This is a genomic window from Pseudarthrobacter sp. NPDC058196 (assembly GCF_042882685.1).
Taxonomy (GTDB): Bacteria; Actinomycetota; Actinomycetes; order Actinomycetales; family Micrococcaceae; genus Arthrobacter.
Genome location: NZ_JBHVVN010000001.1, coordinates 490,050 through 502,499 on the forward strand (window position 1 = coordinate 490,050; position 12,450 = coordinate 502,499).

Genomic DNA, 12,450 nt, shown 5'->3' on the forward strand with positions numbered 1-12,450 from the left:
TCGTTCCTCTCTATGCGAAACGCCCCCGGAGAAGTCTCTCCGGGGGCGTTTCAATGGGTTGCGCTGGGCTGGTGGTTCAGCGTCAGCCGACCGCGGGTGCCTCGGCCTCGACGACCTGCTCGGCCTGGGTGGACTGCTCCGGACCGGCAGCCTGGTTCTGCTTGGAAGCAGCCTGGGCCTCCTTGGCCGCCTTCATGGAGGCGAACTGGTTGTCCAGGGTGTTGGCGTCGACCTTGAAGTCGCTGGCCTCCACGGACTTGGTGTTGACCACCAGGCCGGTGCCGCGCGAGGCCGGCATCACGTTGCCCTTGAAGCCGTACACGGTGCCGACCTTCTCGCCGTCCTTGTTGCACAGCGGTTCCGTGTTCGGGCCGGCGGCTTTGACGATCTCCTCCAGCTGGCCCACTGAGTAGGGTGCAGTGTTGGCAAAGCGCTCCTTGCCGTCCGGGCCCTTCACGCGCTCGGACTTCAGGTGCAGGTTGCTCTGCTCCGGTCCGCGCGAGTCACGGGCGTCGACCTGGATGTCGGCGTAGTGAGACTTGCCGTCCTTGGTCGCGCCGTTGTCGTAGACCTTGGCGATGAGGTTGACCCCGGTCATTGCGCCCTTGCCCTTGAGAAGTGCCATGATCTCGTCCTTTCGTCGTTCCGTCTACCACTTCGGCAGAACGGCCTTGATCATTCACGTCGTCCGAACAAAGCCCTTGAAGCGCCTGCCGAACTGATCTATACACTAATACTCCTATAGATCATTCCGCAACCATTTAACTCATCTTTTCACTCGTATACCTACTCGTGCTGAATCACGCCGGACCGACCGGAGGCCTCCTGCTCGAGGGCGGGGAGAGAACCAATTCCGGCCACCGCGGCATCGACCCGCTGCTGGACGCGCACCACCAGGCCCGCGTCGAGCGAGGAGGCATTCGAACGGCGCATCCGGGCTGCCTGCTCCTGCTCCTCCCGCAAAGCGGCGATCCTCGAACGCAGCACCGGCCCCGGGGATCCGTCCTGGGACGAGGTCAGTTCGCGCGAGACCCGGGTCATCTCGGCGACGTCGTCGACCGGGAGGTCGGCGATCGCCTCGGACTGGCCCGACTGATCGAGGTACTCCATGGCAGCCAGCAGCAGCCGGCGGCGCTCGGCGGCTGCCGCGGAGAACTCCCGCCGGGCCCGCTGGCCGATCTCGACGTCGGCAACGAAGTCGTAGCCCAGGTGGTGCAGGTCCAGCGCCTTGACCTCGTCGAAGGGGTGCACCGTCCCGGCCTCGATGGACAGCCGGGCAGGGACTTCCGGCTCCCCTTCGGCGGCGGCGCTGCGCTGGTCTGCAGAAGCGGCGACGAGCACCAGTCCGGAGTCGGCCAGGTCCGTGCGCAGATCCTGGAGCCGTTCGTCGTAAACCTGCTTCATCGTCGCGATGCGGGCGTCCAGCACTGCCCGTCCCGCCCTGCCCGCAGTGAGGTGCCGTCCGCCCGGCTGGCCGTAAACCTCGCGGCCCATTTCCTCGGCTTTGTCAGCGTCCCTCATCCGCTGCAGCGAGGCATCCTGGCGCAGCGCCATGAGCGAGAGCAGGCGCTGGCCGTAATCGGCGACCTCCTGCTGCTGGACGTACCACTGGCTGGCGTCGCCGGCGAACGGGAGGAAGTGCTGGTACTTGCTCATCACACGCCGGTGCCAGTCCTCCTCATGGCAGTAGAAGTCGTAGAGCGGCCGGGAGTCCTCCACTGCCACGTCGGCCTTCTCGGCCCGCTCCCACTGCCGCGCGAGGTCGCGGTAAGCACTTGCCTTGGACTTGTGGTGCTGCAGCCGGGTGGCGTAGCTGCGCAGACGGAAGCCGAAGGAGACGACGTCTTCATCGGCGCTGCCGTGCTGCTGCTGGCGCTCGGCGGCAAGGGCCGCCATCTCGGCGTAGTCCATGCCCATCACTTCGAGCATCGGCGTCCGTACCCGCAGCTCATCCTCGGGCAGGGCACGCAGCATCTGGTAGACACCGTTGACCGCCCGCTCGTAGATCTGCGCCCGCCCTGCATCGACCAGGCGCTGCCACTCGTCCGTGGACAGGCCCTCGACCTCGCGACGCTGGTTGGCATACGCCACGACCTTCTCCATCGTCGCCGGCAGCGGCGAGCCGGAGCGCTCCAGCTGCTCGGCCACCAGCTCGGAGACCAGGCGGTTGGCCTTGCGCATCCGCAGATCATTGGTTCCGGCCCGCCACAGCGAGCGGTCCGCGGGCAGGCAGGCCAGCAGGAACTGGGGGAGGGCCTCGGAGCGCATACGTTCATGAGCCCAGCGTTTGATGAAGGTCGTGACGTTCCTGCGCTCATAACCGACAGCGCTGGAAAGGTGCGCAACGGCCTGCTTCTCGTCCAGCCAGGCGTCTACGCCGCGCCGCAGCCGGGACTTGTGCCGGTCGAGCAGCTTGCCCCGCTGCGTGCCGTCCTTGGCCAGATGGCCGTGTCCGGCGTCAACCATCGCCAGGTGGCAGTGGACGTGCTCGGTATCGACCTGGATCACGCCGACGTAGCGCAGGTCATCGAAGCCGCTCGTGCCCGAGCTCATGCGCTCCAGCCCGTGCATGATGGCCATCCGCAGCTTCATCTGATCGATGTGGCCGCGGTAGTCCCCGCGGCCCTCACAGTGGAAGTCCTCGCCGACGATCCGGTGCTTCTTCAGGTACTCCTCGTCGAGGGAGAGGACGGTCTTCAACACCGTCTTACCGCTCTCAAAGTGCTTCTGGATGTCCCGGGACGCAGCCCGCAGCTGGTCGTCGGACAGTGACACGGAGCCGTAGCCGAAGGCGACGCCGCCGTCGCCCTGCGCCTGGCGCATCGCTGTCTTGGCCTCGATCCTGCTCGTCCCGGCGCGCTCCACAGCGCTCTCGCGGGCCATGTAACGCAGAATGAAGTCATCCGTGCGCAGCCGCTGGATCGGCGCGAGCGACTCGGTGGCCTGCTCGCGCGCCATGTAACGGGTGACGTAGTCGCCGGGGGTGCCGCCCCGGGACCCCTTGCCGCCCTGCAGCGGCACGCTGAACTCGTTGACGATGACCACTGACTGCTTCAGGCCCATCCCGCCTCATCCCTTCCTATCGTGAGTGCACGGGACCCGGCCGCTGTCCTCCAGCGACCGGGTCCCGTCCGTACTGCTGTGCCCGCCTCGGCCTCAGTGGCCCAGGCCGTGCCCGTCGTCCTCGCCGAAGTCAAGGTCGGCTGCGCGGCGGGAGGCCGCGCGCTTGCGTTCCTCGAGCGTCGGCGCGGGCTCTTCCTGCCCGGTGTCCCCGGTGTCCAGGCCGAAGTCCAGGTCGTGGGACACGCCGGCATCCAGCTCGGCGTCGGCAGGGGCGGGAGCATCGTCCTGACCCTCCAGGCGCAGGGCCGGGGCCACGCGTTCGTGGTACAGGTGCTCGGGGGTGCCTTCCGTGCGCTCCCGCTCCGCCTGGTAGCGTTCGCGTTCCGCAGCGATCTCAGCCTCGACCGCCTGCAGCTGGGCGGTGACACCTTCGGCGGCAGGCTGCTGCGCCTCGGGACGCTGGAGGTTCTCCGCCCGCGCGGCCAGATCGAGCTCGTCTTCACTGAACAGCGAGTTGATCGTGTCGGAGCGGGCCCGCAAGCCCCGGTGGTCGACCACGGCCTCGACCGGGCCGTGGCCTTCCCTGGAGCGGTCGGCGAAGTAGGCGGCCAGGTCGTACTCGGTGGAGGCCAGGTCGATCTCCAGGTCCGCGATGCGGTGCACATTCATGAAGACCACGGGGGCATCAGCCTGGTCTTCGGATGGGGTGAGCACGAGGGCATCGACCGAGGCGGGCAGTTCCCACTCGATCCCGGTGAGCTGGTCGGGCACGGTGAACGAAGGGCTGAAGTAGCCCTTCGCCGCCAGTGCGACCAGCTGCTCGTCGTCGAACTCGTAGAAGGCGTCGACCTTCTCGCCCTGGCCGTGCGTGTAGGTCACCTGGGTGATGCCGTACGGCAGCGGCTCGGCGGGGGTGATAGAGCGCAGCTCGCCCACGACGTGCAGGTAGGGGCGGTAATTCTCCGCCTTGCCCCGGTGCTTGAGCTCGACCGAGTCGACCAGCACCCCGATCTGGGCGTTGAGCCCGTCATAGCGGTGCGCCTGCACGCCCCGCTCCCGCAGGGCCCGGGCGGCCCACACGTCGTTCATCATCAGTCCAGCAGTGCGCATCAGTTGCTCCTCTTGCGGTTGGTCTTCTTGCTCGGGCGGGTGGTCCTGGGGGTGGCGCTCACCGTGGTCTGCGTTCCGGTGCGGGCGTCGCGGACGGACTGGATCCGGCGGGTGGACCAGCGCCACATCCCGCGCATCGCGGCGATCTCCGCGGCAGCCAGCAGCAGGACCACGAACAGCAGCGGGGCGACCCACATCGCGACGGTCCCGGCCATGGTCAGGTCGCCGCTGGCCGCGCCGGACTGCCGGTGCAGCCATGCGCCCAGCATCGGGATCACGACCATCGCGGTCATCGAGGCCAGCACGTAGTCGGCGATGAGCACGACCGAGCGGAAGAACACCGCCCGAATCAGCACCGGCGATCCGCCGGAGCCCTTCCCCGGAGTCAGGCGGCGCAGTGCGCCGGCCAGCTTCGAGGAGCCGGGCCCGGTCTTCGGCTTCGCGGCGGCCTTCCCAGTGGTGGTGGCCGCAGTACCGGCCTCCACACGGGCCTCGTCCACCTCGGTCGCGCTGCCGGTCTTCTCCAGGGTCTGGATCGTCATCGTCTCGTCCTTCGTTGTTGTCGTGTCTGTCTGTCTGCGTGTGTGCCGCCGGTCAGCCGCTGTGGCTGGCTCCGGGGCTGGCGGTCGCGGCCGGTGAAGCAGAGGCCGCCGGCGCGGCGAGCTGGTCACGAGTGCGGCCCGAGGCGCGGTACGCCTCGAACGAGGAGACCGTGCCGTCCTGGCCGGTGGTGAAGGTGAAGACCACGAACTCGCTCTTGACCGTGGGCCTGTCGTCGGCGGAGACCGGGTCGAGGCGTGCCACTCCGGTGTAGGAGTAGTCCAGGCCCTTCACCGCCGTCACGTCGACGTCGAAGTCGGCCAGCCGGTATGCCGTCCCTGCGCCCTGCCCGGAACTAGTCGTTGCCATCCACTCCGGGATGAACTCGGTGAGGGTCCGCGACGAGGTCCCGAGGAACCCGTACCTGGCGTCAAGGGCAACCTGTGTCTCCTTGACGGTCCGCGACGAAGCCGAGGAATCCGTCAGGCTAAGCAGCACCGAACGTGCCGTCACCCGGTCCTGGTCGGGCCGCTCGGCGTCCATCCCCGGCAGGTCGGCCAGCAGCTGCGCGTGCCTGGCCTGGAGTGCCGCCTGCGCGTCCTCCAATTTGCCCTGGAGCTGAACGATGCTCTGGTCGGCCGTGGCATCTGCCTCCGCCGGGCCGTCGGCCAGCAGTGCCGGGACCAGGGAGAGCAGCGACAGCGCCATCAGCGTTCCAGTGGTGCCAACCAGAACCTTCTCGGCCCTCCCGCGCACCCAGTCCTTCATGTCCTCGATCACGGTGCCTTCACCTCCTGCCGCAGGGCCTCACCCGTGGTCGTCGTTCCGGTCTGGACCCCGGAGAAACTCTTGCGGGTCATGTCATAGTCGGCACGGGCCCAGGCGAGCACCGCCGGGGTCTGTCCGGCAGCCGGCCTCGTCTGCACCGCCAGCCAGGTGACCCTGACCGTGCCGTCCACCTCGACCGAGTAGGGGCGCTGGGCGACCCACTCGAAACCGGAGTTGAAGCTCATCGGAATCCCGTTGCCCGCGGCCACGTCCTTGTCTGAAGCCAGCAGGTACCAGGGCTGGAGCGCTGCCTGCCCGACGTCGGGGGTGAAGTAAGGAGTGAGGTTCCGGCGCGTTGGCTCGGCAGCGGCCTGGTCCCGCGTCCCGCCGTTGTCCGCCACTGAACCCGTGAGGTGACGGTACTCGTTCTGGAGGCGGGCGATCTGCCCGGCAGCGGCCTGTGCTGTGACCAGGGCGCGGTCGGCGTCCCTGGCCTGGGGGAGGGCACCGGTTCGCACCTCCGCGGTGCGGATCTGCTCCTGCAGCGAGACGATCTCCTGGGACTTGGAGTGGCTGACGGTGACTTCTGCCCCGGAGAGCCCCGCGCCGGCCACGAAGCACAGCAGTGACGCCGCTCCCATGCACACCCCGCCGATGGCGGCGCGGCGGCTCATCAGCGCGCCGGGTTCGCCGCCATCCCCGGTGGGGTCGACGTCGGCTTGTGCAGCGCCGGGGTCCGGTGCGGCCACGAAGCGCGTCTTGCGTGCAGGCTTTTCAGCCTGCACGCCCGACTCGCCGATCTTTGTCGATGCCATTGACCCTCAACTCGCTCTTCGTCTCGAATACCAGTACAACTCTATCAATAAGATGAGTCGAAAGGGAGTCGGATCATCTCGAATGACGAGTCAAACCGCCGGCGGGAATGGCGGACAGGCCCGAGACCTTCCCCTGCGCGTTCACGGTGAGATATATCAGCACGGTCCGGTACGACTTGACCCGGTCCGGTGCCACCTTGTTCTGCGACACCGCGTCGGAGGTGACCGCGATCTCGACCTGCGCCGCATAGGTGTACTCATCCGCGGTGACCTTCATGACCTCGAGGTCCGTATCGGCGTTGAGCGCGGAGTTCAGCCCCTGTGTGTCGATGTAGTAGTACCGCTTGCCCGAGGCGTCCTCGTTGAAGCGCGCGGGCGGCATGAACTGCTTCAGGAACTGCTCGTCCTCGGAGAGGTGGTAGCGCTCCTTCAGCTCCTGACGCGCCGCCTCGTAGGCCTGGCCGGAGCCCCAGGTGAACGCCGTCTTCGCCAGACGGTCCACGATCTGGGCGTCGTCGTGGATCCGGCTCTCGCTCACGCCGAGCGACTGCAGGACGTCCTGCCCGACCTGGTCGCTCTTCGCGGTCTTGACTGAGGTGAGCTGGCCCTGGAAGCCGGTGATCGTCTGCTGCTGCGCGTCCAGTGCGCTGCGCTGGGACCCCCAGGTAAGGCCGGTCACCGTCCCGGTGGTCACCAGGAGTGCCACAACGCCCACCACCAGCGCATTGCGCCGTACAAAGCCCGGCCCTGCCTCTGCACCCTTGTCCGTGCTGCCCATCTGCTGTTCCTGCATCATCGGCCCTCTCCGCTTCGGTTGCCCGTTGTCGATGCGGCCTGCTGGTGCTCCGCGCCGGCCGCGGTCACCACGACCTTGAGGTTGTCGAAGGTCCCGGCCTTCCCTTCATAGGTGTAGGCCGCGTTCGCCCACGCCAGCACCTGTCCGCCCGCGGTGTCCCGGCACAGCCAGATCACCCGGGCCGTGCGCGTGGTGCCTGTTGCGTCCTGGACGGCGAGATCCGGCATCACTGACTCGACCGACCAGGTGTACGCGTCGGGGGCGGATGCCTTCAGCCCGTCGTAGCGCACGTACCACGCGAACCTCGGATCAATCTGCGTGCTCGGGTCGAACGGCGTCAGTGAGGTCCAGATGTAAGCCCCCTTCTCGTCGGTCAGGAACGAGCGCGGGCTGAACAACGGTGCCAGCGTCCGGCGGTGCTCGGCGATCTGCAGTGTCGCCGCGTTCGGCGTGCCGTTGCCCGGGCTGGGCTGGGTCGCCGCATCGTGGTTCAGCTGCGCGAAGTGCTGCTGGGCCTCTGCGACCTTTTTGGCGTCCTTCGCGGCGGCCTCCGTCAGTCGTGTGATCTTCCCGGCCAGGTCCGTGGGGACCGGAATGGCCCTGGCGTCCTCGACCTGGACCTGGAGGGCGGCGATCCGCTCGGCGTTGGCCGCGTGCTCGGACTCAAAGCCCTTACCGGTCACTCCTGCGGCTGCTGCCAGCCCGAGGATGGCGACGCCCATCACGGCGCTCAGGGCCAGGCGGGTCCGGCGCGCTGACTCCTCCGGGGTAAGTTCCTGCCGCTCTCCGCGCCATCCCTCGAACCGGGCCTCCAGTTCGACGCCGCTGAGCCGCCGTCGGGTAGCGGGAGCCTTCAGCTTCTCCGGCGCGCCCTCGACGGGTTCTGCAATATCCCCGTCCACGGCCGTGCCGCCGTCCCTGCCACGCGCGTCATTATCCGCACTTGTCACGGTGCCCGTCCCTTCTCGCGTTGTCCCCATATATGACTCCCAAGTCTATCGGCAATGGTCATTCAATGACGAGTAAATACCATTCGGCAGGTCGTCGTTACGCCTGACATAGAAGGGGCCGGTGCCCGGAGCATCCGGACACCGGCCCCACTGCCGACGGCTACGCCGGCAGCTTGCCGCCCTTGGTGATGAGGTCCGTGACGTCGACGAACACCCACCCCTCGGACTTCATCCGCTCCGCGCTGTCGATGCGGAGGCGGCCCATGAACGCGCAGTAGCCGGCCTCACCCAGGATGACCTTGTCGCCCTGCACGCCCAGCACGACGAGAGTGTGGCCCTCGGGGCCCGAGCCCGGCCCGGAACCGACCGAGTACGCCGTCGGCGTGCTCGAGACCTGCCTGCCGGTCATTGACGCGATGGTGTGTGCCGTCTCGATGCCGTTTCCCGACGGGTACTGCTGGAACGAGGTGTACTTGTTCACGAAGTAGGTCGAGAACGACACGCAGTTCATGGCGTGGTTGTCGCCGCAGGAGCCCGGCCCGCCAGCGCCGTACTTGTCGTCCAGGAACTTGTCGCCCTCCTGGTTGTACAGGTCAATCAGCGCCTGGGCCTGCTCCTGGTTCATGCCGCCGTCGACGAGGCTTCCAGGACGCACCTTGGTGTCGCTGTCGCAATTGCCGAAGATCGCGCGGATGCCGGTGCCGACCGTGTCGACAATGCCGCCCACGATGTCCTGGACCCCGCCGACGACCGAGGTGTCGACGGTCCAGCCGCTCATCTTGCCGAACCACATCTCGGCGTCGGCCTTGCGCTCCTGCAGCTGCGAGGCGTTGTCAGCCGAGCGCTCCCACTTGTCGTGGAAGTGCAGTGCGGCGGCAGAGGGGGAGCCCTGTGAGGTCTTGATCATGTCCTTGAACACAGCCACGTCACCTGGGCTGTCGCCCTCGACCATGAACGCCAGCTGGGCCTTGACGGTGTACCAGTCCAGGTTCTTGGAATTGGCGTAGTCCAGCAGCATCGTGGTGCGTCCGTTCGACCACTGCCCCAGACCGATGCCGCCGTGTGACTGGCCGGGGATGTGGGTGAAGTTCCCGTCCCAGGCGGTCTGCTTGCGCGGGCCGATCAGGTATGCCTCGTTGTAGATGCCCTCCACACTGGTGGGGTCTACGCCCGACTCCTGCGACCAGTTGCCCAGGATGCCTGCGATGTTCTCCTCGGGCATGCCCCAGGTCTTCAGCACCGAGTAGACAGCCCGTGCGTTCGCCTCGGTGTTCGCCGGGACGTCGGCACCGGAACCGTTGCGGCTGGCGTTGACGATGCAGTTGGTCGAGGTGGAGCCGCGGCCGCCGTCGAGGCCGGCCTGGTCGAGCACGCCGGTCAAGACCGAACTGATAACAGCCACCGCGGCAACAGCCGTAGCCACGCCCGAAGCAGCTGTGGCCACCGGGGCGACAGTGGCCGTCACGGTGACCCCGAAGACGGCTCCGGCCGCCTTGCCGATCAGACCGCCCAGCGCGATGAACGGAGCAGCGATCATGTGCCCGACCGCCTTGGCGATCCCGAGGATGAAGCCCCAGATCATGCTGGCCGCGTTGGCGGCCATCGCGAGCATCGCGAAGAACATGGTCTTGAGCCACTTCAGGAACGCCAGGAGCATGATCAGGCCTGCAGCCGGGGGAGCGGCCGCCGCGGTGCCACCGACGGCGATACCCTTGGCGGTCCTGGACAGCAGCTGGCCGTCCTTCTCCTTCTGCGAGGTCCGCTCATATCCGGTGCCCCCGGCACCGAGCCGCTGGTCCGCAGGCTCGGCGTCCGGGCCGCCACCGGTGACCTTGGATGCGCCGTCGGCGGCGTCCTTGCCGGTCTGCAGGCCCACGTTCTTCGCAGCACCGACCGCAGCGCCGGGCAGTGCGCCGACACCGCCGGCGGCGGCTCCGACCCGTGCCCCGGCGACAGCCCCTGAAGCAGCCGCCCCCGCGTACCGGCCTGCACCGCGGCGCGCCGCGCTGCTGCCGTCGCCCTCGACCGCCTTCCGGGCAGCTCCTCCGGCCGCCGCCGCGGCGACACCGTCCAGGCTCTTCGCGGCCCTGTGGGCTTTGCTGGCCGCGTCGGCCGTACCTGCAGCCTTGCCCGCAGCAACAACGTCCGGGGCCGGTGCGTCTCCCAGGCGCTTGGACCCGCGTCCCGCAGGCATCGAGCGGGGGGACGGCGGTGCGGAAGCGGCCCCAGGGGTCTTCTGCAGGCCCTTGGCCGCATCCCCGGAAGCAGGCGAAGCGGAAGCCGCTCCGGTGCGGGGTCCGGCGTTGCGTGCGCCGGACCCCTCCCCGCGAGGGGGCTGCGGCCCCTCCTTCGCGCCCCCGTCGGCGGACCTGCGGTCCCCGCGGGGCGATGCGCCGTGCCGTGCCGGGTCATCCCGGCGCGGCGGCTTCTCGGTGGCCATGAGCTTGTCCTTTCCGGCTCGAAGCCTTGGTGATGACGGCCCGCTCGGTGGAGCGCGCTCAGTGGTAGACGGTCAGGGCATCCCCGGCCGAGTTGGCGGTGCTGTTGGACTGCACGTCGCGCAGCTTCACGTCCAGGCCCAGCAGCTCGAGCAGAAGCCCGGACTGGTACTCCGACTTGGCCTTGCCGTAGTCCTGGTAGGCCTGGGAGAGGTTGTTCATCACGTTCGTGAGCGGGCGCATCGTCACATCGGAGGACCGGTAGTCCTTCTTCAGGTCGGTGCCGTCGGAGAGGACCCACTTCATGTCAGAGACCTGCTGGCTCGTGTTGTCGGTGCCCTCGGCGCGCTTGTCGCCGAGGAACTGCACGTAGCCCTTCCCGGCGGGCACCAGCGTGTCGAGGTAGCCGTCGTAGATGTTGCCCCCGCGCCAGTTGAAGTCGAACCCGCCCGGCACGACGTGGCCCGTCGTCAGCTCCAGCATCGCCTTCCCGTCCTTGGCCTCTGCCGCCGAGGCACCGGTCACCTTGTCGCCGGCGATGGAGGTCGGCACGGCCGGCGGACGCAGAAAAAGCCCGTCGACCTTGGTGGTTGCCAGGTCCGAGGTGTACGACTCGATCTGCTTCAGGCTCGTGCGCATCGCCAACAGCTTCTGGTCGAGCTTGTCGCGCGTCTGCTGCTCCTGGGCCTTGAGCACGACGTCGTAGTAGGCGCGTGCCGGATCGAAGCTCGCCGCGTCAAGCGCCGGGATCTCGGTGGTGCCGGACGCGCCGGGATTGACGATCACGCGCCACTGGTCGTACTTCTTGAAGCTCGAATCGCCCGCGACCTGGTCGCCCTTGCTCTGCTGCCGCTCGTCATACGTCAGCTGAGCGTTCGCGCGTACGGTCAGATTGAGCACCTGCTGGTCGAAGGGCCGGTCCGCGTCCAGGAGCACCCCGATGTATCCGGTCGAGCCGAAGACGTGGAAGGTGCCCCGGATCCCGCTGGTGCTGACCTTCTCGGTCTGCAACTTGTCGTTGGTGCCCTGCAGGAAGGCCTTGTAATCCGCCGCGTTGTAAGAAATCGCCGCGCTGGCGGGGAAATGCATCATGACCAGCGCCTTGGTGCCGGTGTGATTGGTGTAGACCCCGTCGACCGTGCCCTTGAGCTGGGTCTTCGAGGAGGTGAACTCCGTGTTGTAGAGCGCGGTACGAGAGAGCGCATCGTTGCCGGCCTTGAGGGCGGCGGCACCCGAACCGGCCACCACGACCAGCCCCAGCACCGCGAAGATGCCGAAGAACGCCCCGAAGCGCTCGATCGCGTGGTGCGAGTCGAGCTTGAAGCGCTTACCGAAGGCCAGCGCTTTATCCTTGATCCCCATATCCGTTCCCGTTCGTCCTGTTTCTTGCTCTGCCTGCCCTGCCCGTTGTCAGCGCCGCCGTCCGGCCCCGGAAACGACGCACCGGGCCGGAAGAGGCCTGGTGACCTCAACCGACCCGGTGCGGTCCGTCGACGCTCTGTGTGCCCGGCCGTTGGTTCCTGGCGCGCCGGGCCTAGCCCAGAAGACCGCTGGTCAACGCGTGGCCGACCGTCTGCACGAGGATCGAGCCGCCGCCAAGGTCCTCGAGGGTCTTCTGGCCGCCGGAGCCGATGGTGTTGATCAGCGACCATCCGCCGGTGCCGAGCGCGCCGCCGACCAGGATGAGCAGGGCGACCGTGCCCCAGCCCTGCTGCTGGCCCGCGGACTGCGGGGTGGCCATCAGCTTCTTGATCAGGAGCACGCCGCCCCAGATCAGCCCGACCGCACCCAGGAGCATGAGCAGCAGCCCGCCCCAGAGCTGGATCTGCGACTTCGCGTTCTCCAGGAAGCTCGTCAGGTCCCAGGCCGCAGTGGGCAGGGTGGCCCGCTCGAGTGCCGCCTCGTAAATCTTCGTCATGGTTCTTTCCTCTCGCGTATCGAATGGTCGCTTGCATGACATGTGTCACGAG

11 protein-coding genes are annotated in these 12,450 nt (G+C 67.9%); all 11 read right to left on the reverse strand.

The features are described from left to right. Nucleotides 1-82: 82 nt before the first annotated feature. A complete protein-coding gene (locus ACFVVC_RS02320; RefSeq protein WP_387448623.1) occupies nt 83-625 on the reverse strand; it encodes a hypothetical protein in 543 nt (180 codons plus the stop codon). A 161-nt stretch (nt 626-786) separates the two neighbouring features. Beyond that, complete coding sequence (gene mobL / locus ACFVVC_RS02325) at nt 787-3,063, reverse strand: relaxase MobL (protein WP_387448626.1); 2,277 nt, start codon at nt 3,061-3,063, stop codon at nt 787-789. 93 nt (nt 3,064-3,156) lie between these two features. Next, on the reverse strand, nt 3,157-4,173 hold the full coding sequence (locus ACFVVC_RS02330) for a hypothetical protein (RefSeq protein ID WP_387448629.1): 1,017 nt from the start codon (nt 4,171-4,173) through the stop codon (nt 3,157-3,159). Further along, on the reverse strand, nt 4,173-4,715 hold the full coding sequence (locus tag ACFVVC_RS02335) for a hypothetical protein (protein ID WP_387448632.1): 543 nt from the start codon (nt 4,713-4,715) through the stop codon (nt 4,173-4,175). The genes ACFVVC_RS02330 and ACFVVC_RS02335 overlap by 1 nt, the downstream gene beginning before the upstream one ends. A 52-nt stretch (nt 4,716-4,767) precedes the next feature. Beyond that, nucleotides 4,768-5,493, reverse strand: a complete 726-nt coding sequence (locus ACFVVC_RS02340; protein ID WP_387448635.1) for a hypothetical protein — start codon at nt 5,491-5,493, stop codon at nt 4,768-4,770. After that, nucleotides 5,490-6,296, reverse strand: coding sequence for a hypothetical protein (locus ACFVVC_RS02345; RefSeq protein ID WP_387448638.1), 807 nt, complete (start codon nt 6,294-6,296; stop codon nt 5,490-5,492). The genes ACFVVC_RS02340 and ACFVVC_RS02345 overlap by 4 nt, the downstream gene beginning before the upstream one ends. Before the next feature lie 73 nt (nt 6,297-6,369). Beyond that, on the reverse strand, nt 6,370-7,074 hold the full coding sequence (locus ACFVVC_RS02350; protein WP_387448641.1) for a hypothetical protein: 705 nt from the start codon (nt 7,072-7,074) through the stop codon (nt 6,370-6,372). A 14-nt stretch (nt 7,075-7,088) separates the two neighbouring features. Continuing rightward, on the reverse strand, nt 7,089-8,042 hold the full coding sequence (locus ACFVVC_RS02355; protein WP_387448644.1) for a hypothetical protein: 954 nt from the start codon (nt 8,040-8,042) through the stop codon (nt 7,089-7,091). A 160-nt stretch (nt 8,043-8,202) separates the two neighbouring features. Further along, a complete protein-coding gene (locus ACFVVC_RS02360; RefSeq protein WP_387448647.1) occupies nt 8,203-10,482 on the reverse strand; it encodes a phage tail tip lysozyme in 2,280 nt (759 codons plus the stop codon). A 58-nt stretch (nt 10,483-10,540) separates the two neighbouring features. Beyond that, complete coding sequence (locus ACFVVC_RS02365) at nt 10,541-11,842, reverse strand: hypothetical protein (RefSeq protein ID WP_387448650.1); 1,302 nt, start codon at nt 11,840-11,842, stop codon at nt 10,541-10,543. Between the two features lie 172 nt (nt 11,843-12,014). Continuing rightward, complete coding sequence (locus ACFVVC_RS02370; protein ID WP_387448653.1) at nt 12,015-12,398, reverse strand: hypothetical protein; 384 nt, start codon at nt 12,396-12,398, stop codon at nt 12,015-12,017. Between the last annotated feature and the right edge of the window lie 52 nt (nt 12,399-12,450).

Coding starts and splice junctions, on each gene's coding strand:
- ACFVVC_RS02320 (WP_387448623.1), bottom strand. CDS start 625: ATGGCACTTCTCAAGGGCAAGGGCGCAATGACCGGGGTCAACCTCATC.
- mobL (WP_387448626.1), bottom strand. CDS start 3,063: ATGGGCCTGAAGCAGTCAGTGGTCATCGTCAACGAGTTCAGCGTGCCG.
- ACFVVC_RS02330 (WP_387448629.1), bottom strand. CDS start 4,173: ATGCGCACTGCTGGACTGATGATGAACGACGTGTGGGCCGCCCGGGCC.
- ACFVVC_RS02335 (WP_387448632.1), bottom strand. CDS start 4,715: ATGACGATCCAGACCCTGGAGAAGACCGGCAGCGCGACCGAGGTGGAC.
- ACFVVC_RS02345 (WP_387448638.1), bottom strand. CDS start 6,296: ATGGCATCGACAAAGATCGGCGAGTCGGGCGTGCAGGCTGAAAAGCCT.
- ACFVVC_RS02350 (WP_387448641.1), bottom strand. CDS start 7,074: ATGGGCAGCACGGACAAGGGTGCAGAGGCAGGGCCGGGCTTTGTACGG.
- ACFVVC_RS02360 (WP_387448647.1), bottom strand. CDS start 10,482: ATGGCCACCGAGAAGCCGCCGCGCCGGGATGACCCGGCACGGCACGGC.
- ACFVVC_RS02365 (WP_387448650.1), bottom strand. CDS start 11,842: ATGGGGATCAAGGATAAAGCGCTGGCCTTCGGTAAGCGCTTCAAGCTC.
- ACFVVC_RS02370 (WP_387448653.1), bottom strand. CDS start 12,398: ATGACGAAGATTTACGAGGCGGCACTCGAGCGGGCCACCCTGCCCACT.